The 24,396-nt window shown below is 26.0% G+C and carries 38 protein-coding genes; 22 read left to right on the forward strand and 16 right to left on the reverse strand.

The window, feature by feature from the left end; genetic code table 4:
• Positions 1–125: 125 nt before the first annotated feature.
• From AAHM88_RS01795 to AAHM88_RS01855, 13 genes are all read right to left on the reverse strand, one after another.
• Complete coding sequence (locus tag AAHM88_RS01795; RefSeq protein ID WP_342263060.1) at positions 126–356, reverse strand: hypothetical protein; 231 nt, start codon at positions 354–356, stop codon at positions 126–128.
• Positions 357–380: 24 nt separating this feature from the next.
• Entirely contained in the window at positions 381–623 is a 243-nt protein-coding gene (locus AAHM88_RS01800; protein ID WP_342262535.1) for a hypothetical protein, read from the reverse strand.
• Positions 624–642: 19 nt separating this feature from the next.
• Positions 643–777 (reverse strand): hypothetical protein, encoded by a 135-nt coding sequence (locus AAHM88_RS01805; protein WP_342262536.1) that lies wholly within the window; start codon positions 775–777, stop codon positions 643–645.
• 11 nt (positions 778–788) lie between these two features.
• Entirely contained in the window at positions 789–1,019 is a 231-nt protein-coding gene (locus tag AAHM88_RS01810) for a hypothetical protein (RefSeq protein WP_342262537.1), read from the reverse strand.
• A 3-nt stretch (positions 1,020–1,022) separates the two neighbouring features.
• Positions 1,023–1,184, reverse strand: coding sequence for a hypothetical protein (locus AAHM88_RS01815; protein WP_342262538.1), 162 nt, complete (start codon positions 1,182–1,184; stop codon positions 1,023–1,025).
• Positions 1,184–1,405 (reverse strand): hypothetical protein, encoded by a 222-nt coding sequence (locus AAHM88_RS01820; RefSeq protein ID WP_342223528.1) that lies wholly within the window; start codon positions 1,403–1,405, stop codon positions 1,184–1,186. Before AAHM88_RS01820 ends, AAHM88_RS01815 begins: the two co-directional genes overlap by 1 nt.
• Positions 1,406–1,407: 2 nt before the next feature.
• Positions 1,408–1,734: a hypothetical protein gene (locus AAHM88_RS01825; protein WP_338967359.1), complete on the reverse strand. Its 327-nt coding sequence runs from the start codon at positions 1,732–1,734 to the stop codon at positions 1,408–1,410.
• 590 nt (positions 1,735–2,324) lie between these two features.
• Entirely contained in the window at positions 2,325–3,227 is a 903-nt protein-coding gene (locus tag AAHM88_RS01830) for a DNA (cytosine-5-)-methyltransferase (RefSeq protein WP_342263061.1), read from the reverse strand.
• Positions 3,228–3,230: 3 nt separating this feature from the next.
• Positions 3,231–3,755 carry a hypothetical protein gene (locus tag AAHM88_RS01835; protein ID WP_342262826.1) on the reverse strand — a complete coding sequence of 175 codons (525 nt, stop codon included), beginning with the start codon at positions 3,753–3,755 and terminating at the stop codon, positions 3,231–3,233.
• Positions 3,756–3,776: 21 nt separating this feature from the next.
• Positions 3,777–4,310 carry a hypothetical protein gene (locus tag AAHM88_RS01840; RefSeq protein ID WP_342262827.1) on the reverse strand — a complete coding sequence of 178 codons (534 nt, stop codon included), beginning with the start codon at positions 4,308–4,310 and terminating at the stop codon, positions 3,777–3,779.
• Between the two features lie 26 nt (positions 4,311–4,336).
• Positions 4,337–4,765 (reverse strand): hypothetical protein, encoded by a 429-nt coding sequence (locus AAHM88_RS01845; RefSeq protein WP_342262828.1) that lies wholly within the window; start codon positions 4,763–4,765, stop codon positions 4,337–4,339.
• A gap of 258 nt (positions 4,766–5,023) precedes the next feature.
• Positions 5,024–5,176, reverse strand: a complete 153-nt coding sequence (locus AAHM88_RS01850; protein ID WP_342263062.1) for a hypothetical protein — start codon at positions 5,174–5,176, stop codon at positions 5,024–5,026.
• A 481-nt stretch (positions 5,177–5,657) separates the two neighbouring features.
• Entirely contained in the window at positions 5,658–5,960 is a 303-nt protein-coding gene (locus AAHM88_RS01855) for a replication/maintenance protein RepL (protein WP_342263063.1), read from the reverse strand.
• Positions 5,961–6,313: 353 nt separating this feature from the next.
• Between AAHM88_RS01855 and AAHM88_RS01860 the strand changes: the two genes are divergently transcribed.
• Both AAHM88_RS01860 and AAHM88_RS01865 read left to right on the forward strand, forming a co-directional pair.
• Positions 6,314–7,069, forward strand: coding sequence for a UPF0236 family transposase-like protein (locus AAHM88_RS01860; protein ID WP_342263064.1), 756 nt, complete (start codon positions 6,314–6,316; stop codon positions 7,067–7,069).
• 332 nt (positions 7,070–7,401) lie between these two features.
• Positions 7,402–8,964 carry a hypothetical protein gene (locus tag AAHM88_RS01865; RefSeq protein WP_342263065.1) on the forward strand — a complete coding sequence of 521 codons (1,563 nt, stop codon included), beginning with the start codon at positions 7,402–7,404 and terminating at the stop codon, positions 8,962–8,964.
• A 62-nt stretch (positions 8,965–9,026) separates the two neighbouring features.
• Here AAHM88_RS01865 and AAHM88_RS01870 read toward each other — a convergent pair whose 3' ends face one another.
• Positions 9,027–10,802, reverse strand: a complete 1,776-nt coding sequence (locus AAHM88_RS01870) for a ribonuclease J (RefSeq protein WP_342263066.1) — start codon at positions 10,800–10,802, stop codon at positions 9,027–9,029.
• Positions 10,803–10,961: 159 nt separating this feature from the next.
• Complete coding sequence (gene def / locus AAHM88_RS01875; protein WP_342263067.1) at positions 10,962–11,540, reverse strand: peptide deformylase; 579 nt, start codon at positions 11,538–11,540, stop codon at positions 10,962–10,964.
• An 82-nt stretch (positions 11,541–11,622) separates the two neighbouring features.
• Between def and rsmD the strand changes: the two genes are divergently transcribed.
• The 7 genes from rsmD (at position 11,623) to AAHM88_RS01910 (ending at position 16,838) form a co-directional block, all read left to right on the forward strand.
• Positions 11,623–12,192, forward strand: coding sequence for a 16S rRNA (guanine(966)-N(2))-methyltransferase RsmD (gene rsmD / locus AAHM88_RS01880; protein WP_342263068.1), 570 nt, complete (start codon positions 11,623–11,625; stop codon positions 12,190–12,192).
• A gap of 9 nt (positions 12,193–12,201) precedes the next feature.
• Positions 12,202–12,783 (forward strand): guanylate kinase, encoded by a 582-nt coding sequence (gmk, locus tag AAHM88_RS01885; protein ID WP_215826308.1) that lies wholly within the window; start codon positions 12,202–12,204, stop codon positions 12,781–12,783.
• Between the two features lie 88 nt (positions 12,784–12,871).
• Entirely contained in the window at positions 12,872–13,603 is a 732-nt protein-coding gene (locus tag AAHM88_RS01890) for a protein phosphatase 2C domain-containing protein (protein WP_342263069.1), read from the forward strand.
• 13 nt (positions 13,604–13,616) lie between these two features.
• Complete coding sequence (locus tag AAHM88_RS01895; protein WP_342263070.1) at positions 13,617–14,645, forward strand: protein kinase domain-containing protein; 1,029 nt, start codon at positions 13,617–13,619, stop codon at positions 14,643–14,645.
• A complete protein-coding gene (gene rsgA, locus AAHM88_RS01900) occupies positions 14,633–15,520 on the forward strand; it encodes a ribosome small subunit-dependent GTPase A (protein ID WP_342263071.1) in 888 nt (295 codons plus the stop codon). Before AAHM88_RS01895 ends, rsgA begins: the two co-directional genes overlap by 13 nt.
• Before the next feature lie 3 nt (positions 15,521–15,523).
• On the forward strand, positions 15,524–16,195 hold the full coding sequence (gene rpe, locus AAHM88_RS01905) for a ribulose-phosphate 3-epimerase (protein ID WP_342263072.1): 672 nt from the start codon (positions 15,524–15,526) through the stop codon (positions 16,193–16,195).
• The gene (locus AAHM88_RS01910) at positions 16,188–16,838 is read left to right on the forward strand and encodes a thiamine pyrophosphokinase (protein WP_342263073.1); all 651 of its coding nucleotides are present in this window, start codon (positions 16,188–16,190) and stop codon (positions 16,836–16,838) included. The genes rpe and AAHM88_RS01910 overlap by 8 nt, the downstream gene beginning before the upstream one ends.
• A gap of 18 nt (positions 16,839–16,856) precedes the next feature.
• On the opposite strand, the gene rpmB is transcribed toward AAHM88_RS01910, so the two are convergent.
• Positions 16,857–17,045, reverse strand: a complete 189-nt coding sequence (gene rpmB, locus AAHM88_RS01915) for a 50S ribosomal protein L28 (RefSeq protein WP_342263074.1) — start codon at positions 17,043–17,045, stop codon at positions 16,857–16,859.
• A gap of 581 nt (positions 17,046–17,626) precedes the next feature.
• On the opposite strand from rpmB, the gene AAHM88_RS01920 reads away from it, so the two are divergent.
• From AAHM88_RS01920 to AAHM88_RS01980, 13 genes are read left to right on the forward strand one after another with little or no spacing between them, the layout of a single operon-like run.
• Positions 17,627–17,953 carry a hypothetical protein gene (locus tag AAHM88_RS01920; RefSeq protein WP_342262238.1) on the forward strand — a complete coding sequence of 109 codons (327 nt, stop codon included), beginning with the start codon at positions 17,627–17,629 and terminating at the stop codon, positions 17,951–17,953.
• A 2-nt stretch (positions 17,954–17,955) separates the two neighbouring features.
• Positions 17,956–18,177 (forward strand): hypothetical protein, encoded by a 222-nt coding sequence (locus AAHM88_RS01925; RefSeq protein ID WP_342262239.1) that lies wholly within the window; start codon positions 17,956–17,958, stop codon positions 18,175–18,177.
• Positions 18,177–18,338, forward strand: coding sequence for a hypothetical protein (locus AAHM88_RS01930; protein ID WP_339024447.1), 162 nt, complete (start codon positions 18,177–18,179; stop codon positions 18,336–18,338). Before AAHM88_RS01925 ends, AAHM88_RS01930 begins: the two co-directional genes overlap by 1 nt.
• 3 nt (positions 18,339–18,341) lie before the next feature.
• The gene (locus tag AAHM88_RS01935; RefSeq protein WP_342263075.1) at positions 18,342–18,572 is read left to right on the forward strand and encodes a hypothetical protein; all 231 of its coding nucleotides are present in this window, start codon (positions 18,342–18,344) and stop codon (positions 18,570–18,572) included.
• Positions 18,573–18,583: 11 nt separating this feature from the next.
• Positions 18,584–18,718, forward strand: coding sequence for a hypothetical protein (locus tag AAHM88_RS01940; protein ID WP_338968593.1), 135 nt, complete (start codon positions 18,584–18,586; stop codon positions 18,716–18,718).
• Between the two features lie 19 nt (positions 18,719–18,737).
• Complete coding sequence (locus AAHM88_RS01945) at positions 18,738–18,980, forward strand: hypothetical protein (RefSeq protein ID WP_342262240.1); 243 nt, start codon at positions 18,738–18,740, stop codon at positions 18,978–18,980.
• 24 nt (positions 18,981–19,004) lie between these two features.
• A complete protein-coding gene (locus AAHM88_RS01950; protein ID WP_342263076.1) occupies positions 19,005–19,991 on the forward strand; it encodes a hypothetical protein in 987 nt (328 codons plus the stop codon).
• A 3-nt stretch (positions 19,992–19,994) separates the two neighbouring features.
• Positions 19,995–20,378 carry a hypothetical protein gene (locus AAHM88_RS01955; protein WP_342263077.1) on the forward strand — a complete coding sequence of 128 codons (384 nt, stop codon included), beginning with the start codon at positions 19,995–19,997 and terminating at the stop codon, positions 20,376–20,378.
• Positions 20,379–20,380: 2 nt separating this feature from the next.
• Complete coding sequence (locus AAHM88_RS01960; protein ID WP_338968164.1) at positions 20,381–20,629, forward strand: hypothetical protein; 249 nt, start codon at positions 20,381–20,383, stop codon at positions 20,627–20,629.
• Positions 20,630–20,632: 3 nt separating this feature from the next.
• Positions 20,633–21,253, forward strand: a complete 621-nt coding sequence (locus AAHM88_RS01965) for a hypothetical protein (RefSeq protein ID WP_342263078.1) — start codon at positions 20,633–20,635, stop codon at positions 21,251–21,253.
• Between the two features lie 43 nt (positions 21,254–21,296).
• Positions 21,297–21,503: a hypothetical protein gene (locus AAHM88_RS01970; RefSeq protein WP_342263079.1), complete on the forward strand. Its 207-nt coding sequence runs from the start codon at positions 21,297–21,299 to the stop codon at positions 21,501–21,503.
• Between the two features lie 15 nt (positions 21,504–21,518).
• The gene (locus AAHM88_RS01975) at positions 21,519–23,693 is read left to right on the forward strand and encodes a hypothetical protein (protein WP_342263080.1); all 2,175 of its coding nucleotides are present in this window, start codon (positions 21,519–21,521) and stop codon (positions 23,691–23,693) included.
• Between the two features lie 52 nt (positions 23,694–23,745).
• Positions 23,746–24,237 carry a hypothetical protein gene (locus tag AAHM88_RS01980; RefSeq protein WP_342263081.1) on the forward strand — a complete coding sequence of 164 codons (492 nt, stop codon included), beginning with the start codon at positions 23,746–23,748 and terminating at the stop codon, positions 24,235–24,237.
• Positions 24,238–24,396: the final 159 nt, after the last annotated feature.

Genomic DNA, 24,396 nt, shown 5'->3' on the forward strand with positions numbered 1-24,396 from the left:
ACTTAATTTTTGGGTTTCTAGTAATGGAAATGTTGATGCGATATGATATTTTTTCTTTTTTAGTAATTTTGATGCGTATACTAGAAAAGCAGTTTTTCCAGTTCCTAATGAACCAATAACGATGTTTAATGGTGAATTTTTAAAAAATTAATAACTTTGTTAATTTGCGTTAAATTACTGATTTTAAAAAGGAAAATTAAAATACAACCTGCTAAAAATAAATAACTTACAATGTTTTTAAAATAACCGTTGTAAATATATCAAATTGCTCCTCAATGTCATAAAATTAAAAATGAGGTGCGATTTAATTCAATAAAATGGTTATTTTTTTCTATTATTCATTTGCAAAATTTCATCTTGCACCTCACTTTATTTTTTTGTTAGCGTACCGCTCCAAGTAATTTTTCAAACATTTTAAAGCAAATAAAGAATATTGCCAAAATAAATGGAAAAATGAATATTCAGTAGTCAGCAAAGAAGTTACCGACTTGTGGCATATTAACAGCAATAATTTCTCACATTTTAGTAAACGCCGTTATAATCGCATTTCATAATTTAGTCATTGCGTCACTAGCTGTTATTTTTGTTACTGCTGGTGCTTCTATTAAGAAAGTTCCAATCATATAATCACCCCCTTTCTTTTTAAAGCATTCATCATTTATATTCAAAATTTTTCTTAAATTTGTTAAAACCACGATTAATCTTAACACGATTATATTTTTTCCTAATTAATTTTGAATTTCTTTGGGAATGCATCACAATGTAACTTCTTGACATTAATTTTTTCCCTATCTAAATACTGATATGGTTTTTCAAAGTAGCATTAGAATAAATCACACCATAATCGCTGTTAAGAATCAAAAAGCAATGTTTGCTATTAAAAGCCAAAGTGTTTCTTGAGTTAAATCAATTTCTTTATCACCACTAATATGAGCCGGAATAGTTGTAATTTGAATAAATAAATCTCAGAAAGTTTGTTTGATTTGTTCTCAATCAAATTCTTTTAAGTTTATTGTCATTTTTTATCTCCCAAAAATCATTTTTATTGGTAAATATATAATTGAAATTAACGCGAAAAGAAAAGTAATGATAATAATTAATCCGGCAATAAACGCAACTTGTGCAGGCATTTTTTCTATCGGAACAAACAGTTTTAAAAATTCCATAATAATTTCTCAAAACATTATTTTTTATCCGCATTATTTTCTTTTGAATTAGGGGTTTTAACTCATTCTTCAAAGCGAGCAATAAACACTTTTTCGTCTTTTGTGAAATTACCAGTATTATTTTTAATGGCATTTTTATATTTAATTCGCATTTTTATTTTGGCATAAATTTTATAAGCAAAATATGCCAATAGCATGATGCTGATAATAATAAATATTAGTCCAATTGCAATATTCATTTTTAAGCTCCTTTAAAATAGTTATAATTTATATCTTTTTTGTTGTTTTCTTTTTCGGCAATGAAGAAGCCTAATAATTCTTGTCCCTTAATTAATTTGGTTTCTTGCTCTTGTTGATTAATTGAAATTACTTGATATTTACTATCTTTTATTATTCCAATACAAATCGAATTTTCATATTTTCCTTTATAAACAAATCGCTTTGGAAACCAAATGCCGATTTGTTCATTAAATCATGGAATTTTAGGTGCTTTAATAAACATTGCGTTTTGTGTTTCTTTTAAGAGATATTTTTTAGTATTTAAGAAAATGTTTTCAATGTTTTTCATAATAAATTACCTTTCTTATTTGTTATAAACTAAGTTACATTAACTAAGTTAGTTGACTCAGTTTTTTAAACACTTATATATCGCAGATTTAAGTGTTTAACAAGCTTTGTTAGTAAATTTTGTTTTTTTAATTAGATAAAGATTTTAATAATTTTAAACTTAATATACCCCTATATAGAAATTTCTACACTTTAACATCCGCATCCTACCCTTGGAACTAATTTAATAGCGTGTATATTTTTAGGAAATCCACCCATTCATTTTTTTATTGCAAAATGAAACAAATTGCTATAGCTAATAGGATGTTATCTATCAACTGGTAAACTTCTTTTGGTTATGGCGACCACCCACAATTTATCGTGCTTTAATACATACCAACATTATTAATTCACTTGTATTTAATTTTCAAAGAACAAATTTTTAACACCTTATAAAATAAAAAGACAATCATTGCTGACTGTCTTAATACTTATTCAAATCTTTTCTTACCTAACAAAACTTTATGCGTCCTTGTGTAAAAATTCAATAATATGATAAAATGAAAAAGAATAAAAATGACAATAACAAGAAAGGCAGGGTTAGTTTAGTAATTAAATAATATAATTAGCTGATTGTTTTACTTCTTCAAAGCAATACCTAAGAAAACTAAACGCGACCATAGTTAATGTATCTAGATATATATTTTCATTACTAGCATCATGTACTCTATTTTCTTGTTTATAAGAGTTAAAGTCTATTTCCGTTTTGCCACGAACATTAAATTTTATATCATTTGGAATTGCAATAATTCCAGCATTTCCTCATCGCATTTGTTTTGTTGTAATTGTATAAGCACATTGTTGAATGATTTTAAGTTTATTGTTTTCAATTGCTTTTTTCATTGATTCTTGTCTAATAAAATATTTTTCATTTATATTATTTTCTAAAATATCCTTTACCAAAAATTTTAAATTACAAGGTTGGGGATATTGAAATTTAAAATCTTGCTTTAATGTTGAAATCATAAACAATCTTTTCCGATTTTGGGGAATTCCATAATCCTTGGCATTCATTGTAAAATATTGGTTATAATATCCTAATTCACTAAGTTGATTTTGGAGATTTTGAAATCCGACAAAAAACTTTTTACTTAATAAATTTGGTACATTTTCCATTAAAAGATATTTTGGTTTTGTTGGCATTGTGCTTATTAAATCAACAACTTTGTACGCTAAACCACTTCGCTTGCCATTTAATCCTTGCCCATTATTATTGGCATTTGATATGTCTTGGCATGGAAATGATCAAGTTATTAAATCAGCATACGGTAAAGTTTCTAGTTTAGAAATATCACCTAAATTTGGTGTGTCATAATCATTAAATATTGCTCGATATGATTTTTCAGCGTATTTATCGTTATCACAAAATGCAACTACTTTATGGTTAATTCCAATCTTTTCTAATGCTTTTCTTTGACTTCCAATCCCAGCAAATAATTCAATTATTTTAAGCATATTTTAATAACACTCTTTTAATTCTCTATAAATAATTTGTTTGGGTAAAATATTGTGACATATATATGCTGTTTCACTTGGAGGATTTTTACAAACTATACCATTATAAGCAATAAACTTTATTCTTTTATTAAAAACTAATAATTCACACTGATCTATTTTTTCTCTAATTGGTTTTAATGCAATACTTACTAATGGCATTAACATTGCAAATGGTTTTCCTAAAATAAATAAATGTTCTATTACTTGTTTTCTTTTACTAAATGGAGGGTTAGAAATAATATAATCATATCTACCCACATCACTTCTAATGTAATTAAAGAAATCAATTCCATCATCAATATGACTATTTCAAACTTTATGTCCATTTCTTTTTAAAACACGGACAAATTCACTATCAATATTATCAAAAGGGCATAAAATAGTGCTATTAGGTTTTAAAAATTCTAAAATTGGTTTAATCGCATATTCCTGTGTATATCATTCATCATTAACATTAATTTTATTTAATAAATTAGAATTTAACATAATTAACTACCAATTCCTTTCTTAATTGTTTTTAATTTCATCTAAAATAATTTTTGTATTTTTAATCTTTGTTTTAATTTTTTCTAAATCTTTCTGATCAAAATCACTATTTTTAATTTCACTTAGTAAATTTAAAGCACTATTTAAGTTGTTTATTTGTTTTTCTAATAACTTAATTGCTTGTTGTTTTTGTTCGTCTGTAAACTCATTTTCTTTTTGACATAGTAAAATTTGATATTCACAATTATTTAGTTCAGATATTTTGATAAATTTTTCTGCTTGTGTTTGTTTTAGTTCTGTTTGATAGTCTTCTTCGTTTTCATAATCATTTTTACTATTTTCAATTTCTTTAATTGCTTCGTCATATTCTTTTATTTCTGCTGTAATTTCTTGTTTTAATTTTTCATAGTAAAAAAAATCTTTGGTTATTGGTTTTTTTGGTTTTGATGGTGGCAAGTGTGGTTTGTTATTTGCAATATTGCCACAACCAATTAATGGCATTGTACTTCCACACGATAACGAAAATATTGACAACAAACTAAGTATTTTTTTCATATTTGTTGTATCCTAAATAAAAACCATTATTTCAATAAATTGGGATTATCAATATTTTCTAAATATTCTAGTAATTGTTTTAGTTCTGTTGCTGTTAATTTTCGTTGTGTTGTTTTGTTATCATAATGATTATTGTATTCATTTAGTAAATCATTATTAGCAGCATGATTTTTGTTTTGCAAAGTAAACTGCTTTTTGTTTTCTTGCTTTAATTTTTCAAAATATAAAATTAAATTTTTTCCCATAATATTACCACTTTTATTATTAACGCTACTATGGATTACATATTTTTTATTTTCATCAATTTTTAAACTAAAATAATTTTGATAACTTGATAAACCTAAGTAATTTTTATTTCAAACAACACAGTCTTTTTTCTTATTTATTAAAATGTGCGTTTTATTATTTATTTCTTGTGAAATTAAATTTTGGTTTAAATAAATTTTTTTTATCATATTTAACACCTCACTTTATTTTTTACATTTTTGGCATTTATAAAATTTATTAAGCGTTAATCATTCTGAATTTGAAATTGTGAACTCTTGTTCGCATCTAATACAATCAATAATTATTTTTCCATTAAATCTTGCTTTTGGTTTTGAATAATCTTTTTTTATGATAATTACCTCCCTTTATTTTTATCTCCATTATTTTTTATTTCTGATAAATAAAAAACCAACTAATTTTAATAAATAGTTGGTTTAATTTATCTTTTATCGTATTTGATTTAAGATATTTTCAATATTGTTAACTTTAACAAGTAAAGCTTCCATAATTTGTTCTAAATTGCTTAAATTGTTTTCTGTTATTGTTTTAATTTCGTTAATTAAATCGCTAATTGTATTTTTGATATTATTTTCAACCATATATATTTTCCCTTCTTCGTTTATTTTTTATTGATAGAAAGAGAGAGATTAATCAATCTTCTTATATTTTTTTCTTTTTGTTTATTATTAGTTATTTGTTAAATTACTTTGTTGCTTGTTATTCTTTAGACATAGTTTCCCTTAGACATTGGTTTAGTTAATCACTTGCGACTACTCTTCTGCCCCATGTAGTACTAATTTAATTAATTGATTAACTTTATCAGATATCCTCCCACTTCGTTTATTTTTTATTGATAGAAAGAGAGAGATTAATCAATCTTCTTATACTCTTTTTCCTCTTTTAGGCATAGTTTCCCTTAGGCATTGGTTTGGTTAATCACTCGCGACTACTCTTCTGCCCCATGTAGTACTAATTTAATTAATTGATTAACTTTATCAGATATCCTCCCACTTCGTTTATTTTTTAGTGTTCCAGCTTGACCACTTTGTGAAATTTCTTACCTATATATACCTATTTTTCCTAATTTTTGATATTAATAATTTTCCATTTATTTTGTTCAAAAATTAATTTTTTAATAATTTGATGATTATTTTGGCATTGCAAATTTAAAAATCAAAGTTTAGCATTTATTTTTTGTTTATTGATAAATTCTAATCTTGCTAAACAATGCCGAGCATACTTTTTACAATACCAACCACCTTTTCTGTTTTTAGTTAATTTTGTAAAGTACTCATTGATATAACACTGACATTTGTTAATTAGTGTTGATTTATTTTTTACTTTAATTTTTAATTGTTTTCAACAGAGTTCTTTTAAAGACACTCGCAGAACCTCCTTATAAAATAGTAAGATTTCTAAAATTTTTTTATTGTGGAACACTCACCCTTTAACTATTGCAAGTTAAAGATTTATCCCCAAACCACGATAACTCTTTTATATTGCCCAAAAGAATTGCCTTCATTGTGTCGTAGCGGTACGGCCACCCCTATCTTGTTTATCCTCGCTTGCTTGGTTTAACGACATTCCAAGTAGGAGAGTTTTATTTAGTTGGTTTTGCTGTTATTTTGTTAAACTAAGCAAGATTAACGACAATTTTAACCTAATTAAAAAAAACTGATTTTATTTCAGTCTTTTTCTTAGTAGTTTTTTTAAAATTCTCACCAAACGATTTCTTTATGCGGTCTCATACCGGGCATAAAGAAAAAAATTACAAAAATGCTCGTAGAGAATTAGAAAACAAACGAGGTCATTTTCTAATGTTAAAAGTTGGTAAACGAATAAATACAATGGATTATCGTGATTTATTAATTAAGGAATTACAAAAACATTATGTGAATATTAATTATGACAGAATAATTGTTTGTGGCGATGGTGCTACTTGAATTAGAGAAATTGCCAATAGTTTCGGTAATGTTAGATATATTTTAGATGGTTATCATGCTATTAAAAAATTAAAACAAACGGCATTTAATATTATTTTTGAAAATCGTAAAGTAACACTAAATAGTTGAATTGAACTATATAAAAATGGAAATCATCAAGAATTGGTAAAAAACATTCGTAATGATGCTAAAAATGAATTAAATAAAGATATTAAAACAAATTTAAGGAAGGCGAGTAATTATTTCAGTAATAATAAGCATGGAATTCATAACCAAAATTTAGAATGAAATATCGGTTGTAGCATTGAAAGTGATGTATCGCATTTGGTAAAACAACAATTAGGCTATGGAGCAAAAATATATAATCATAAGAATTTAAATAACTTATTACATTTAAGAATGGCAAATTTAAACAAATTAAATGTATTACATTACATTAATGAAAATATTAATTCAGAAATAGCAATCAGAAAAGAAATATATAAAACTTCATTATGAAATAAATATAATAATAAAAATGATGATAGTTGAATTAACTATAAAAGGTAATGCTGTAACAAATAAATATAATAGATTTAAGTAAGTAAAAATATTAGTTAAAATTTAATAAAATTAATAATTTTTCATTGTGTAAAAATTCAATAATATGATAAAATAGCAATGAATAAAAATGACAATAACAAGAAAGGTATGGTTAGTTTAGTAATTAAATAATATAATTAGCTGATTGTTTTACTTCTTCAAAGCAATACCTAAGAAAACTAAACGCGACCTCTAATATGATAAATATTGAAATAAAATGAAAATAAAATATAATTAATAATATAATATATAGAATTAGAGAATATTATAAATTAATAAAAGAGTAGAAAGGTGGTAAGATGAAAAATATCTTAAAATATTTGATAACAATGTTAATGTTGTCAACTGCTATTCCTGTTTTAAGTGTAGTTGCTTGTAGTAAAAATAATAATGATATATCTGAAAGTTCTGAAGAAAAAGTTATAGTAGATCCCATTGTTCAGGCTAAAAATTTAATTAATGAAGAAATATTGAATAAACATCGAGAAAAAATTTATACTGCTAATAGTTTAGGGTTAAGTGATACCCAAATTAGAAGTACTATGACTCCATTAGTTAGTCAAGCAAAATCTGGAAATTCCGCTGTGTATTTGGAAAATAATGAGAAAATTAGTGAACAGATTTTGCAAATATTGCAAAATGATTTAATTGGTTCTATTAACATGAAACTTAGAGAGAAAATGACTTATTTTGCAAATATAAGTAATCCGACAAGTTTTACTAAAGATAGGGCTAGATTTACAGTAACAAAAGTATCTTTTGACCAAATGATTAGAGTTCTTAGCGATTTAAAAAATAGGAAATCAAATAATTTAAATAGTCAATCTGATGATAGTAATAAGTATTATGTTTATAAACTACAATTATTAATTGAACTTGATTTGGTTTTAAAGCAAGGTCAAGCCACCCATAATATTTATCTTGATATTTATTTAACACAGGATAAAACTGCTTTTGAGAATAAGATTTCTGAGTTAACGCCGTTAGTACGAGAACATATCAAAGCGAATGTTACCTTTGACTTAGAAAAGTTGGAATATCAAGCTTTAAGTGAAACAAATATAAAAAAGCAAATCTTAAACCAAATTAATAGTAATAATGAAGAAAAATTAAGTATTTCTAATGCGGGTTTAAAACCAAAACTATTAATAAATTCTTTAAATTCAACAACAAATTTTATTAAGGAATTTTTGAAAATTTCTGATGCTGTAGAAATAAATACTAAAATAAGTGATTTTTTTACTAAAAATAATGAATTTCAGAAATATAATTCTGATTTTGTTAGCGCACCGGATAATAAAGAAATTTTCTTGGGAAGTTTTGATTTTACTTTTTGAAATTCTACTTATTTTGATTTACCATTGCAGAGAATTGAATTAAAAGATAATAAGATTACAGTTTCTAAAGGAGCATTTGCGACACAATTATTGAATATTAGTGAAGTTCTGAATTATTATTTTTCAAATGTTTTTTCTGAAAAGAGTAAATTCCGAAGTAATTCTCGCAATTCTGTATATGTATATCTGATAGTTCCTTTAACTGTATGAAAAAAATATATGAGCTTAACTAATGGTGCTGATGATTTAAAGGTTTATAATGTAAGAAAAAAAATGAATAAGATTTTTCAAGATACAATTGAAGAGCATAATAAAAAATTATTGCAAGAAAGGAACTTTAAGCGTTCTGTCTTTAAGACTTTGACTGATGAAACTAAAATACTTGTTAATTGGAATTTCCGCCAAATAATAGGTGCTTATCGAGGATATTCGGGGTTAAGTAGTGTTTCTGTTCAATTAGAAGTTGGTTTTTTTATTTTAAATATTATCAAAAATGCTGATTTTTGATATGGTTTAAAGATTTAATGTACAGACAATAATAATATAATATAAAAAAATTTACTTAAGGTTTACTTAAGTAAATTTTTTTATTTTTTGTTTAAAATTACAGGAATTATTAAAGGATTTCTTCGTTTTATTTTTGAAATATAAGGACTTAGGGTTTCTTTAATTTCTTTTTTGATTGCTCCAAAAGTAGGGTGGTTACTAGCTAATACCTTTTTGATTGCCTTTGTTACAATGTTAATTGATTCAGCAATAAGAGCACTGGAATCTTTAACATAAAATGAGCCACGAGAGATAATTGTTGGATTACATAGTAATTCATTAGTCTGACTATTAATGGAAACAACAACAGCAATTAAACCATCATTAGCAAGAATTTGGCGATCACGAGTTATTCTTGTTGTTAAACCAGAAGTATCTTTACCGTCAACATAAATTGCACTAGCTTCAATTCTTTTTCCAAGAATAGCTTTACCTTTGTAAAGATTAATTTGGTCACCATTGGCACAAATAAAGATATTTTCTTTAGCAACCCCAACGCTTTCTGCAGTTTGTCCGTGTGCTTTTAACATACGATAATCACCGTGCATTGGCATAAAGTATGTTGGTTTAATTAAGGTTAGCATTAGTTTTTGTTCTTCTTGTGAAGCGTGTCCTGATGTATGTAAAGAATTAAATGAGGAGTTTTCTAAGACATTAGCCCCTAACCGTGATAAGCGGTTAACAACCATTTCAACACTAGCTTGATTTCCGGGGATAGGACTAGAAGAAAAGATAACGGTATCACCAGGAATAATAGAAATTGCTTTATGAGTTCCAGTTGAAATCCGTGAAAGTGCTGCCATTGGTTCTCCTTGGGAACCTGTACAAATAATTAAAATTTTATCTTTATGATATTGATCAGTTTCGTGAGGTTTAATAAATTGTTTGTCAGAAATCTTTAAATGCCCCATTTCACGAATAATTTTAATAATTCGTTCTAAACTGCGACCAAAAATTAAAATTTTGCGATTATATTTTTGTGCTACTTCAATAATTTGTTGAATCCGGTGGACATTAGAAGCAAAAGTAGAAATTAAGATTCGTCCTTTAGCTTTTAAAAAGTAATCACTAATATTTTTAATAATTTTTGTTTCGGTCATTGTATAACCTTCAATTTCAGAATTAGTTGAGTCTGATAAAAATAAGGTAACACCCGTTTGCCCCATTTTTGCCATTTCTTCTAAATCTGCTTTATGACCTAATGGTGTTCAATCAAATTTATAATCACCAGTGGTAACGACTTTACCATTAGGAGTATTAATAGCAATGCCAAAAGCATCAGGAATTGAATGATTAACAGCAAAATATTTCAGTTGAAAGTTTTTTAGCAGACCTTTCATTTTATTTTGATCTTCATTGCTACCATCAATTTCAATAATTTTGGTTTTTTGACCAATATTAAACTCTTTTAATCGTTCACGAATTAAGGCAGCTGCTAGTCTTGGTGCATAAATAAAAGGAATATCAATTTCTTTTAAAAGATAAGGAATACCACCAATATGGTCCTCATGGCCGTGAGTAATAAATATTGCTTTTACTTTTTTAGCATTTTCTTTTAAATATGTATAGTCAGGAATAATCGCATCAATTCCTAATAATATTCCTTCGGGAAATTTAACACCAGCGTCAATGATAATGATTTCATCATCATGTTCAATACAATAAGTATTTTTACCAACTTCTTCTAAGCCACCAAGGGCAAATACTTTAGTATTTCTAATATCATCAATAATAATTTCATTATTTTTGTTAGATGTTTGATTTTCATTGAAGATTTCAATTTTGGTATTTGGTTTATTTTTTTGATTTGTTGTCATGAATTTTTACACCTCACTCATTATTAAATGAAAGGTTTACTTAAAATTTTAAAAAATCATTTTTGCAAAATTTTTTTGTAAACATTTTATTTTTGGTTGCCTTTAAATTTAGGCAATTTTAGTTTATTTATTTCTCAGTTGAAATATTTAGTACTTCGCTTATAAGTATAACCAATTGTCATTCTTTTTTCAAGGTTCATTTTTATCAATTAGGTCATAGTATAAAATACCTTCTAAATGTTTTTGTTCGTGTTGAAAAACAATTGCTTCATAGCCACGAACAGTAATCGTAACATTTTTTTTCTTTAAATAATCATAACCAGTAACAATAATTTTAAAATAACGCGGAACAAACCCTTCATGGTAATTATCAACGCTTAAACAACCTTCGCCACTTTTTAAAGCAATAATTTGTTCACTATGAGCTGTAATTTTAGAATTAATTAAGGCATGTTGAATGATAGTTTTTTTATTATTTTTATCAATTTGTTCAATATGAATGTAATACATTTGCTTATTACAACCAATTTGGGGGGCTGCTAATCCCACAGCAGGAATTAGTTTTAGTGATGCGTTTAATGTTTCATTTTGGGAAGTAATAACAAAATCAATTAGTTTTTGCATTATTAATTCATCGTTTTTTGATATTGGAAATAATACAGGTTGACATTTTTCGCGTAATTTAATGTTATTATCTTTAACTAATCATTCATTACTAGGATTGTTGTCTTGGTACATAATTTACTCCTTATTTTGCTTATTTTTATAGATTATAGCATAAGTTTTTAGTATAATTAATATATTATTTATAGGTGAGAAAATGAAAATTATTGCAGGAAAATATTATAAAAAAAATCTTATTAGTCAACAAAGTACAACAACAAGACCAATTTTAAGTAGAGTTAGAGAGAATCTTTTTAATGTTTTAAATAATTATTTTTATTATGAAAATAAAGTGGCATTAGATCTTTTTGCTGGTAGTGGTAGTATTGGTCTTGAAGCATTATCAAGAAACATTAGTTATTGTTATTTTAATGATTATGATTCGCAGGCATTAGAATATTTAAAAAAAAATATTGTTAATTTAAAAGTTGCCGATCATAATTATATGATTACTAACTTATCATATTTGGTATGTTTAAAGTTTTTAGTTAATAATAATATTAAAATTGATTTAGTTTTTATTAATCCACCGTATAAAGAAATTAGTTATTATTATGAAACAATAAAGTATTTATTGACACAAAATATTGTTAATAACTATGGTATTATTATCCTTGAATCTAATGCCACATTAGATATTAATTATGAGCATTTAGAATTATTAACAATGAAGAAATATGGTAGAATATTCTTATATTTTTATCGCTACACTATGGAACGGAAGTAATATCTTAAAATGGATAAAAAAATGGGATTATTAATTATTCTTTCTGGACCTAGTGGGGTTGGTAAAGGAACAATTAGAGAAGAATTATTTAAAGACCAAAATTTAAATTTAGTTTATTCTATTTCAATGACAACAAGAAAACCAAGAAGTAATGAATTAAATGAAAAGGATTATTTTTTTGTTAATGAAAATGTTTTTCAAGAGAAAATTGCTAATAATGAGTTATTAGAATATGCTAAATTTGTTGATAATTATTATGGGACACCAGAAAAATATGTTGATAAATTATTATCACAAGGTAAAAATGTTGTTTTGGAAATTGAGGTTCAAGGAGCGTTACAAGTATTAGCAAAAAGACCAGATGCGATATCGTTTTTTGTTTTACCTCCTAGTTTTGAAGAATTAACTAGAAGAATTATTGCACGTCGAAGTGAGCCAGAAGATATTGTTCAGAAGCGATTATTAAAAGCTAAAGGGGAAATGAATATTACTAGTAAATATAAATATGTTATTGTTAATGATAATTTACAACAAACTGTTTCAGAAATTAAAACTATTATTATGAATGAAATTAATGCTAATAAAAATTAAAAATCTAAGGAAGAATTTTTCCTTAGATTTTTTCTTACTAATTTACGATATAATTATATTATTAGGAAAGTAAAGGGGATGACTTGATATGAAAGTTAGCTTCCATTTTAATAGCGATATTGGTCAGTTTCGTGCTAATAATCAAGATGCAGTTCAATTTGTAAAAAATGAATATGGCCAATATTTTGGTATTGTTTGTGATGGTTTAGGAGGACATAATGGTGGTGAAACTGCTAGTTGAATGGCTGTTAATTTATATGTTAGCTTATTTGTTAAAACTGACTTTAGTAATTTTGGTGATTATGAAGTTAATAACTGACTTCGGCAGGCAACAATGTTTGTGCAAGAATCAATGATTAATTATGTTAAAGAATATCCGCAGTTAACTGATATGGGAACTACTGTTTCTTTAATATTAATAACCAATAACAAAGCTTATTTATTAAATATTGGTGATTCGCGGATTTATGAGTATTATCAAGAGAATTTTCAGCAATTAACAACTGACCATAATGTTCTTAATATGTTACATAATAATAAAACTAATGCTAATATTGAAAAAACATTGTGGAAAGCACTAACTAGTGCTTTAGGACCAAATAAGAAATTGCAAATTGATACTTTCTTAGTTAGTAATATTAAAGGCATAACTTTTATGCTAACTACTGATGGATTGCATGATTATTTAGAAAATTATGAAATGATTGATATTTTACAGAGTAATAATAAGTTGTCACAAAAAGCTAAGAGTCTAGTTGATTTAGCATTGGATAATGTTTCAACTGATAATTTAACAATTCTTATTGTTGAGATTAAATAAGGAGTTATGACGGATGCAAATAGAAAATGGTATTATTTTACAACAACGATATCAAATAATTAATAAAATTGCTAGTGGTGGGATGGCAGATGTTTATCGGGCTAATGATAGTTTTTTAAATCGGATTGTAGCGATTAAGATTTTAAATCAACAAGCAGCTAATAATTCACAAGTTTTAAAGAAATTTTATAAAGAAGTGGAAGCAACAACGAGAATTCGCCACGATAATGTTGTTGAAGTTTATGATGTTTTTGAACAAGATAACCGCTGATGTATTGTTTTAGAATTAGTTGAAGGTTATACATTAAAAGATCGATTACTACGAACCGGACCATTATCAATTAAAGAATGTTTACAGATTTTTCAAAGCATTTTAGATGGTGTCGCTGTTGCCCATCAAGGAAATATTGTTCATCGTGATTTAAAACCAGAAAATATTTTAATATCTTTTGATGGTAAGATTAAAGTATCTGATTTTGGAATTGCAATTATTACTGATTATGATAAGACAACAACAACTAAAATTGTGGGAACAGCAAAATATATATCGCCAGAAACTGTCCAGTCATTACAAATTGATCATCGTAGTGATATTTACTCATTAGGAATTGTGTTATTTGAATTGTTAACTGGTTCTTGTCCTTTTAATGGTCAAAATCCAACATTAGTAGCGGTAAAGCAAGTTAGAGAACCGTTACCAAGTGCAAGAGGGATTAATCCAAATATTTCACAAGCATTGGAGAACATTATTATTAAATCAACGGCTAAAAATTGTGAGGAAAGATATCAAAGTATTAAAGCGTTAAGTCAAGATATTAAAGCATTACAAGATATTAGTAATGCTAAAATAAAACCTTTAAAATTGAAAAATTGCATTGTTTTAACACGCGATAACCGAAAGCAAAAGATATTTATTAAAAATCGTGAGCAATTAATGTCATATTTTTTAACTCCTAAGTTTCTAATGATGATTGCTATTATTACTAGTTTTATTTTTCTTGTTTTCTTATTATTGGTATTTTATAGTATATGATTGGTTTAGTCATTCGCGTTATTAGTGAGTTTTGTAATGTTATTATCAATAATGAAATTTATCATTGTCAAGCAAGAGGAGCTTTAAGATTATCTAATCAAAGAATTCTTGTTGGTGATGTTGTAACTATTGAAGTTATTAATGAACAAGAAAAGCAAGCAACAATTATTGAAATTCACCCCCGAAAAAATCAATTAATGCGACCAGCAGTAAGCAACATTGATCAAGTTATTATTGTTAGTGCTTTAAAACAACCTAATTTTAGTAGTTTTTTACTTAATAAGTACTTAATATGAGTTGAAGTTCACAGTTTGGCAGTAGTTTTAGTTTTTACTAAAGCCGACTTGTTATTATCTGGTGATAAGGTTTATGATTATATTTCTAGTTATAAAAAATTAGGTTATGAATGTTTAACTTTATCGATTAATCAGCCAAGTAATCAATGAGAAAAGTTAAAGGAAGTTACAACTGATAAGATTTCAATTTTAAGTGGCCAAACTGGGGCTGGGAAGTCTTCAATTTTAAATATGTTAGATCCGCAACTTAAAATTAGAACGCAAGAAATATCTAAGGCTTTGAATCGTGGTAAACATACGACAACGCATAATGAATTAATAATTATGGCAAATAATATTAGAATTATTGATTCACCAGGATTTTCATCATTTTCGTTGAATGATATATCATTATCAGAAATAGCGAGTTCATTCCGGTTCTTTAAAAAATTTCTTGTTAATTGTCATTATCGGCAATGCCGACATTGAAAAGAACCAAAATGTGGTGTTAAACAAGCATTAATTAATAAAGATATTCCGCAATTTATTTATGATGATTATATTAAAGTTTTAGAACAAAAACAATTACAAGAAAAAGGAAGGTACTAAATAATGAAAAAACTTATTATTGCTGCTAGTATTTTAGATGCTAATTATTTGTGTTTAAAAAAGCAATTACAACAGTTGCAAGAAGCAAATATTGATTGAATCCATTATGATGTTATGGATGGTAATTTTGTTAATAATTTAAGTTTTGGAGCTAAAATATTACAAGATATTACTAAATATTTTGATATTTTTATTGATTGTCATTTGATGGTAAAAGTTAATTGTAATATGGCAACATATTTAATGCCATATATTGAAGCTAAAGCTAGTAGTATTACGATGCATTATGAAGCATTAACACCAGAGCAAATAAAAGAATTCATTAGTTTTTGTCAAGATAATAAAATTAAAAAGGTTTTAGCTTTAAATCCAACAACACCAATTGAAGTATTAGAGCCATATTTAGAACAATTAGATGCCGTTCTTTTAATGAGTGTGGTTCCTGGTAAAGGCGGACAAAAATTTATAATGGCATCGTTAGATAAGATTAAAAATTTAAAAACCAAAATTGTTATTAATAACTATCATTGTTTAATTCAAGTTGATGGTGGTATTAATAATGATATTGCTAAATTATGTCAAAAGCAAGGGGCTGATGTTGTTGTTGTTGGGAGTTATTTAATGCAACATTCACATATGAAACAGGCAGTTAAGGAATTAAAAAATAATGAATAAAGATTGTTTTGTAATTGTTTGTCAAAATATTAATATTGATTTATCAAAGTGAAAAGATTGTCAATTTATTGGTGTTGAACAAGGAGCCATAAAGCTAATTAATGAAAATTATCCGATTGTTTTAGCTTGTGCTGATTTTGACCACACTAGTAAGGAACAGTTAGAAATAATAAAAAAGCATGTTAAAAATATTGAAATATTACCACAAGATAAAGATATTTTAGATAGCGAATATGCTATTAAAAAAGCGATTGCATTAGGTGCTAAAAAGCTTATTTTAGTAGTGGATGGTTATCGTTGAGGAATGATTTATGGTTTGATTAACTTATTAATTAAGTATCATGATTATAATTTAGAAATATATAATGAAACGAATATTTTAAAATTTATTAATACCACCACATTTTTTTTAAAAACTGAATATCTTGAATATCGTTATTTTGATTTTTTACCGTTGATGGATACTAAATTAAATTTAAAAGGTTTTAAATATCCTTTAAATGAAAATTATGAATTAAAACCATATGATAATTATTTTATTAGTAATGAATTAGAAGCTCTTAGAGGGGAAATTAATATTAAACAAGGTTGTGGTATTTTAACAATTAGTAAAGTATATGAAAAAATGACTAATATTATTTAGTCATTTTTTCATATACTATTAAATTCCTTTGCGTTTTAATGTTCTTAAAGCACGAGTTGACATTTTAACTTTTTTTACTTGGCCATCAATTTCCATTTTTACAGTTTGTAAATTAACATTTCATTTTCTTCTTGATGCATTCATGGCATGAGAACGCTTATTACCAGACAGAACACTTTTACCAGTTATTTCACATTTTCTTGACATTTTAGTTCTCCTTTATAAAATCAATATCACAACAATAATAATATCATACTTATTGAGCTTTTCAACAATTAAAAGGACGCATAAAGTTTTGTTAGGTGGGAAAATATTTGAATAAGTATTAAGACAGTCAGCAATGATTGTCTTTTTATTTTATAAGGTGTTAAAAATTTGTTCTTTGAAAATTAAATACAAGTGAGTTAATAATGTTGGTATGTATTAAAGCACGATAAATTGTGGGTGGTCGCCATAACCAAAAGAAGTTTACCAGTTAATAGATAACATCCTATTAGCTATAGCAATTTGTTTCGTTTTGCAATAAAAAAATGAATGGGTGGATTTCCTAAAAATATACACGCTATTAAATTAGTTCCAAGGGTAGGATGCGGACATTAAAGTGTAGAAATTTCTATATAGGGGTATGCTAAGTTTAAAATTATTAAAATCTTTATCTAATTAAAAAAACAAAATTTACTAACAAAGCTTGTTAAACACTTAAATCTGCGATATATAAGTGTTTAAAAAACTAAGTTAACTAACTTAGTTAATATAACTTAGTTTATTTATAAGAAAGGTAATTTATTATGAAAAACATTGAAAACATTTTCTTAAATACTAAAAAATATCTCTTAAAAGAAACACAAAACGCAATGTTTATTAAAGCACCAAAAATACCGTGATTTAATAAACAAATCGGCATTTGATTTCCAAAGCGATTTGTTTATAAAGGAAAATATGAAAATTCTATTTGCATCGGAATAATAAAAGATAGTAAATATCAAATAATTTCAATTAATCAAAAAGAAAATGAAACCAAATTAATTAATGGGCAAGAATTATTAGGTTTCTTCATTGCAGAAAAAGAAAACAACAAAAAAGATATAAATTATAACTATTTTAAAGGAGTTTAAAAATGAATATTGCGATTGGAATAATATTTATTATCATTTGCATAATGCTATTAGCATATTTTGCTTATAAAATTTATGCCAAAATAAAAATTAGAATTAAATATAAAAATGCCATTAAAAATAATACTGGTAATTTTACAAAAGATGAAAAAGTGTTTATTGCCCGCTTTGAAGAATGAGTTAAAGCTCCTAATTCAAAAGAAAATAATGAGAATAAAAAATAATGTTTTGAGAAATTATTATGGAATTCTTAAAACTGTTTATTCCGATAGAAAAAATGCCTGCACAGGTTGCGTTTATTGCCGGATTAATTATTATTATTACTTTTCTTTTCGCATTAATTTCAATTATGTATTTACCAATAAAAATGATTTTTGGGAGATAAAAAATGACAATAAACTTAAAAGAATTTAATTGAGAACAAATTAAACAAACTTTCTGAGATTTATTTATTCAAATTACAACTATTCCGGCACACATTACTGGTGGTAAAGAAATTAAATTAACCGAAGCACCACTTTGACTTTTAATAGCAAACATTGCTTTTTGACTCCTAACAGCGATTATGGTGTGATTTATTCTAATGTTACTTTGAAAAACCATATCAGTATTTAGATAGAGAAGAAAGTAATGTCAAGAAGTTACATTGTGATGCATTCCCAAAGAAATTCAAAATTAATTAGGAAAAAATACAATCGTGTTAAGGTTAATCGTGGTTTTAACAAATTTAAGAAAAACTTTGAATATAAATGATGAATGTTTTAAAAAGAAAGGGGGTGATTATATGTTTGGAACTTTCTTAGTTGATGCACCAGCAGTAACAAAGATAACAGCTAGTGACGCGATGACTAAATTGTGAAACGCAATTATAACAGCGTTTACTAAAATGTGAGAAATTATTGCTGTTAATATGCCACAAGTCGGTAACTTCTTTGCTGACTACTGAATCTTCATTTTCCCATTTATTTTGGCAATATTCTTTATTTGCTTTAAAATGTTTGAAAAATTACTTGGAGCGGTACGCTAACAAAAAAATAAAGTGAGGTGCAAGATGAAATTTTGCAAATGAATAATAGAAAAAAATAACCATTTTATTGAATTGAATCGCACCTCATTTTTAATTTTATGACATTGAGGAGCAATTTGATATATTTACAACGGTTATTTTAAAAACATTGTGAGCTATTTATTTTTAGCAGGTTGCATTTTAATTTTCCTTTTTAAAATCGGTAATTTAACACAAATTAACAAAGTTATTAATTTCTTAAAAAACTCACCATTAAATATTGTGATTGGTTCATTAGGGACTGGCAAAACTGCTTTTCTAGTATACGCATCAAAATTACTAAAAAAGAAGAAATATCATATCGCATCAACCTTTCCATTACTAGAAACTCAAAAATTAAGTTTAGGACATATGGGATTATTAGACTTTGATTATCCGGTATTGCCAGACAAAACCTTACTTTTGTGAGATGAAACCAATTTATTTTTAGAAGGAACAGATTGAGAAAAAAATAATACCAAAAACGAAGAAAGCGGTATCCAAGAATATTTCGCTCTGGCACGACATTTTGGTCATATTGTGCTGGCTAGCGGTCAAAGAGATAAACATATTTGAGTTAAAGTTCGTGATATTGCCAATAATGTAATTGTGGGAATTCGTAAAAAACCCGTTAATATTTTTCGCCCCTACTTAAAAGTTGTCTATGGTACCTTTACGAGCATTGAAGAATATGAACGCTGACGAAACACCTTAATTGATGCTAAAAATAGTAAAAAGGGTCGTCGCATTAAATACCGTGATATTCCTGAACTTGATATTTATTTTTTTAAACTAAAAATTCCTTTACCAATACTTAACACTTACAATTCTTTTTACCTAGCATTTTTAAGAGATTACTTAAATTCAAAAGTAAAACCTGACTATGAAGACAAATACTATACTGACACCGCAATTGATTTAGAAGACTTAGAATACTTAAAAATGGATAAATTTAGCAACTTTTTAAGAAAAATGAAAGAAAAGGAACAATAAAAAATGGAAAATCTCGCAAAAATGGCCGACTTTCTTGCCCAAATGCTTTATAAAGTTTTTGATTTAATTTGAAGTCTTGAAGTGCCGGGAACAAATATTCAACTAATATTTCCTTTATTCTTAATGCTGGCTGTAGAATTTCTTATGGCAATTATTTTTGGATTTGGTAGTCAACAAGTTAATTTAGAACGAGAACGCCGATATGCCGTTAAAAATAGTGGGCGTTTAAGTGCGTGAGGAAAAGTTAAAAAACACCACCAAGAGATATCCGCTAGAATCAACAAACAAGACAAACAAGTCGGTAATTTTCACCACAAAAAAAGCGGTCAAATTACCACAGTTAGACAAAATAAAAATTTCAAATCGTGAAATCAAAAGAGTAAATAAATATGTTCAAACTAATTATTATTTTTATCTTAATAACTGTTCTTGGACTTTTAGCTGGTAGTCATTTTGAAACTTTAACGAACTATATTAGCGAGGGTCTTGCCAATTTTAAAAAGTTTATTACTAGCAATTTAACAATTTTAGAACTTTTTAAACCAATGGCACGAACATTTTCGCAACACCCAATTTTTACCATTCTTGGTGTAACTTGTGTACTTATTGCTTTATTTATTGTGATTAAAGGTAGATAAAAAATGGAAAAATGAACTAAAAAACAAGAATTAGAAATAGAGAATGACAAATTAAAAATTGCTAATGTCATATTAGAAAATAGTGTTAATACTCTTAAATACATAATAATGGAAAAAAATAAAGAAATCTTAGAACTAGAAAAGTGAAATACTATTCATATTAATCAAAAATCAGACTTAATAATTGAAAACCAAAAATTAAAAATTTTTAAACACAAAAGGAGAATAAAAATGAAAAAACTTTTAGGAAAATTATTTAAAAAAGATAATTCAAAAGAAAAAATGCCATTAAAATTAAGAATTAAAAATTCTTTTAAAAAGCAGTGGTTAAAAATAGTATTAAGTATCATTTTCATTTTTATAAGCTTATTGATTTGTGCATTAACAGCAATCGATACTAAATGAATAACTGGAACAAGTGATGAGTTTAATAATTTTATGAATAAAGAAATGGTTGATTTCTTCGGCAAGTTCAATAGTGGTATTATGCTAGCAGGAATATTTGTTTTTTGATGAGGCGGAGCAATATATTTTGCAATTAAATTTGAAAAATTAATCCGCTTTATTATTCAAAAAATTAAAGCAAAAAGAGCGTTAAAAAATGAAATCACACAAGCTCATTAATTCTTTAAAAAAATATTGATGGAGAATTTTACCTTACATTTTTATGATTACTATCTTTTTCATTCCATTTTTAAAATTGGAAATTAATGATTTGAAATTATTATATGAAAAATTTGAAGTATTAATTTCACTTATGATACTAGGATATCTAGATATATGCATTACAATAGCGGTAGTTATAAACTGTAGCATTGAGTGACTTATTAAAAAAATCAAATCCAAAAGAACAATGAAAAATAAAATATTTTAAAAAGGAGTGATAAAAATGTTTATGAAAATATTTACCGTGTTAATTATTAGTTTCAATAACATTTTTACCATTCCCCAAAACATTAACAATGATGAAATGACAACACAATCACTAATTAGAAATAAAATAGAAAGTAATAAAGTTTATAATTTTGAAATTAAAAATTTAGAAAAAGTGAATTTTTGGATTTTGAATTCAACAAATAGTGTTGCAGAGGTTAACATATATAAAAAAGATAATAGCAATCTAAATGAAAAATTACCAGAATTAAAAAACTTAAATGATTTTACTTTCCAATTTACAAAAGAATTGCAAAATAATCAGGATAAACAAGAAAAAATTAGAAACTTAATAACAACACATGGACAAAAAATAAAAGAAAATAGCACTTATAAAACATGAGTAATTAATAAAAAAATAACAATTAAAGCACATGGCACAGATTTATATAATTTCAAAGATTTTTTCGATAAAACAAATTACAGATTAAATGAAACAAATAATTTTGAAATTAAAATTGAAAAAGACAGTACAGACATTGAATTACCCACAACAATAACTAATTTTGACGGTAACCATAACTATAGTGATGTTATTGATAATCTTGACTATTTAATGATTCACCGTGGTGATTTTGATAAATTTAATTACTCTTATCTCTATTGAACACCGGTATTTAATTTCATTGACACCTTAGAAAAAGGTTACTATAAAGAATTTATGATTAAAAATCACGGCTTTAAAGATGAAAGCTATTTTTATCACAAGAATTCAACTATTTTACCAGACTCAGAAATAATTGACCCTACAAATGCAACCAAAATTGAAGTTATAAAAAAAATTAAAAAAAAACTTAATGAAGCAATTAATAATCTTACTGGAGTAAATAATGCAATTGAAGGCATCGACTATAATACAGAAATTAAAGATAATGACAACAATTACTTAGATGAAAGGGCTACTTTTGATTTAACAACAGACAATGTCGCTGACAGAACCTTTACCGTTAAATTCACTGCAACTGAAACAAGTACACAATTGCAAGGAACAAATACAATTAAAATGGTCATTCCAAAACAAGAGGACACCAACGATAATGTCCTTAAAATTAAGGCATTTAACAAAACTCTAATTGCTGGAAATAATTATTTACAATTACTACACGGTGAAACCGAAATCTGAAAATATGACACCAAAAAGGCTAACGATTATTACCTAATTAAGTACCTTTTTGGAACCTTAAATTACCTCAATGTTAAATTTAGTTTTTTACGCCACGACCCTGAATTAAGGAACGATATTTACCTTTATTTTAAAAACAATATCCCTAGTATTAACAGTAATAATTATAAAAATACTTTTGATGAAATTTACGAAATTCTTGGAAATTTCTTTGCTAGTTTATTTTATGCTACTTTTGATATGGACGAAAAAACTCATACCGAAATTGATTTTAAAAGTGTAGAAAACTATAAGAAGGATTATTTTATTCAAATCGGTTTCTTTTATCGCTCGTTAATTACTTTTTATCCTAAAAAATATTTAATCAATGTTACTGGTAATTCGGAATTACTACTAAGAAGTTATTTTTTTACTTTTGACAAAAAAACGCACCAAGAGAATTATACTGCTATTAAAAATAATAACAGTATCTATCAAATTGAATTTAATGTCCTTAAATCTTATGATAATAAACTCATCGCCTTGCCAACCAACAAGACTGTTAATAGTATTAATTATCTCAATACCGATATTGATATTCGTTACGGTATTAATATTTTTACCTTAACTTTTCCACTTTATAACAAAGATAATACTCCTGACTACAATTTTAAAATCTACGACTTTAATGTTTTAAATTCTACAGCATTTATCCCCGATGGTTCAAATAATAGTGAATGAGACGACTTAATTCCGCCAGCAAATTGCAAATATTCCGGACGATGAATACCAACCTTTAATGATATTGGTTGTGCCATTCAAAATGCTGGTATCAAAATGATTAACTGAATATTAACAGCGTCACAAATCATTGCCATTTTACGGCCGCTAGCAATCATTGCAAAAGCAACAGTTAACTTTTCAACTGCCATTTTTCCAATCTTTAAAACAGTACCAGCTTTTTATTACACCTTTCAGTTTTTAATCGGCTTTGCCATTTTTCTAATGATTTTAAGGATTTTCGTATAATATATATATATATATATATATATTGAAAAAACAAAATAAAGGAGTTAATTTTATGAAATTTTTAAATATAACCGCTATTTTAGGATTAATAACACTACCAATAATAGGGTGTTCTAAAAAACCAAATGAATCAGTAGAACAAAAAAATAACAAAAATAAAACTTATGATTTTAAAATTATAGACTTAGAAAAAGTGAATTTTTGGATTTTGAATTCAACAAATAGTGTTGCAGAGGTTAACATATATAAAAAAGATAATAGCAATCTAAATGAAAAATTACCAGAATTAAAAAACTTAAATGATTTTACTTTCCAATTTACAAAAGAATTGCAAAATAATCAGGATAAACAAGAAAAAATTAGAAACTTAATAACAACACATGGACAAAAAATAAAAGAAAATAGCACTTATAAAACATGAGTAATTAATAAAAAAATAACAATTAAAGCACATGGCACAGATTTATATAATTTCAAAGATTTTTTCGATAAAACAAATTACAGATTAAATGAAACAAATAATTTTGAAATTGAAACTCCTTAAATAACTAAATTTAAAAATTGTTAAAAACCACCCTATTAAAAGGTGGTTTTCTATGATGACAATACTCTTAAACAACTAAGCAACTTTTCATTTTTTATATTTTAATAAAATAAGAAACCAGTAATTAATTAAAATTACTGGTGTGAATATTTTTTATTT

It is taken from the genome of Spiroplasma endosymbiont of Dromius quadrimaculatus, from assembly GCF_964031155.1.
Taxonomy (GTDB): Bacteria; Bacillota_I; Bacilli_A; order Mycoplasmatales; family Nriv7; genus Nriv7.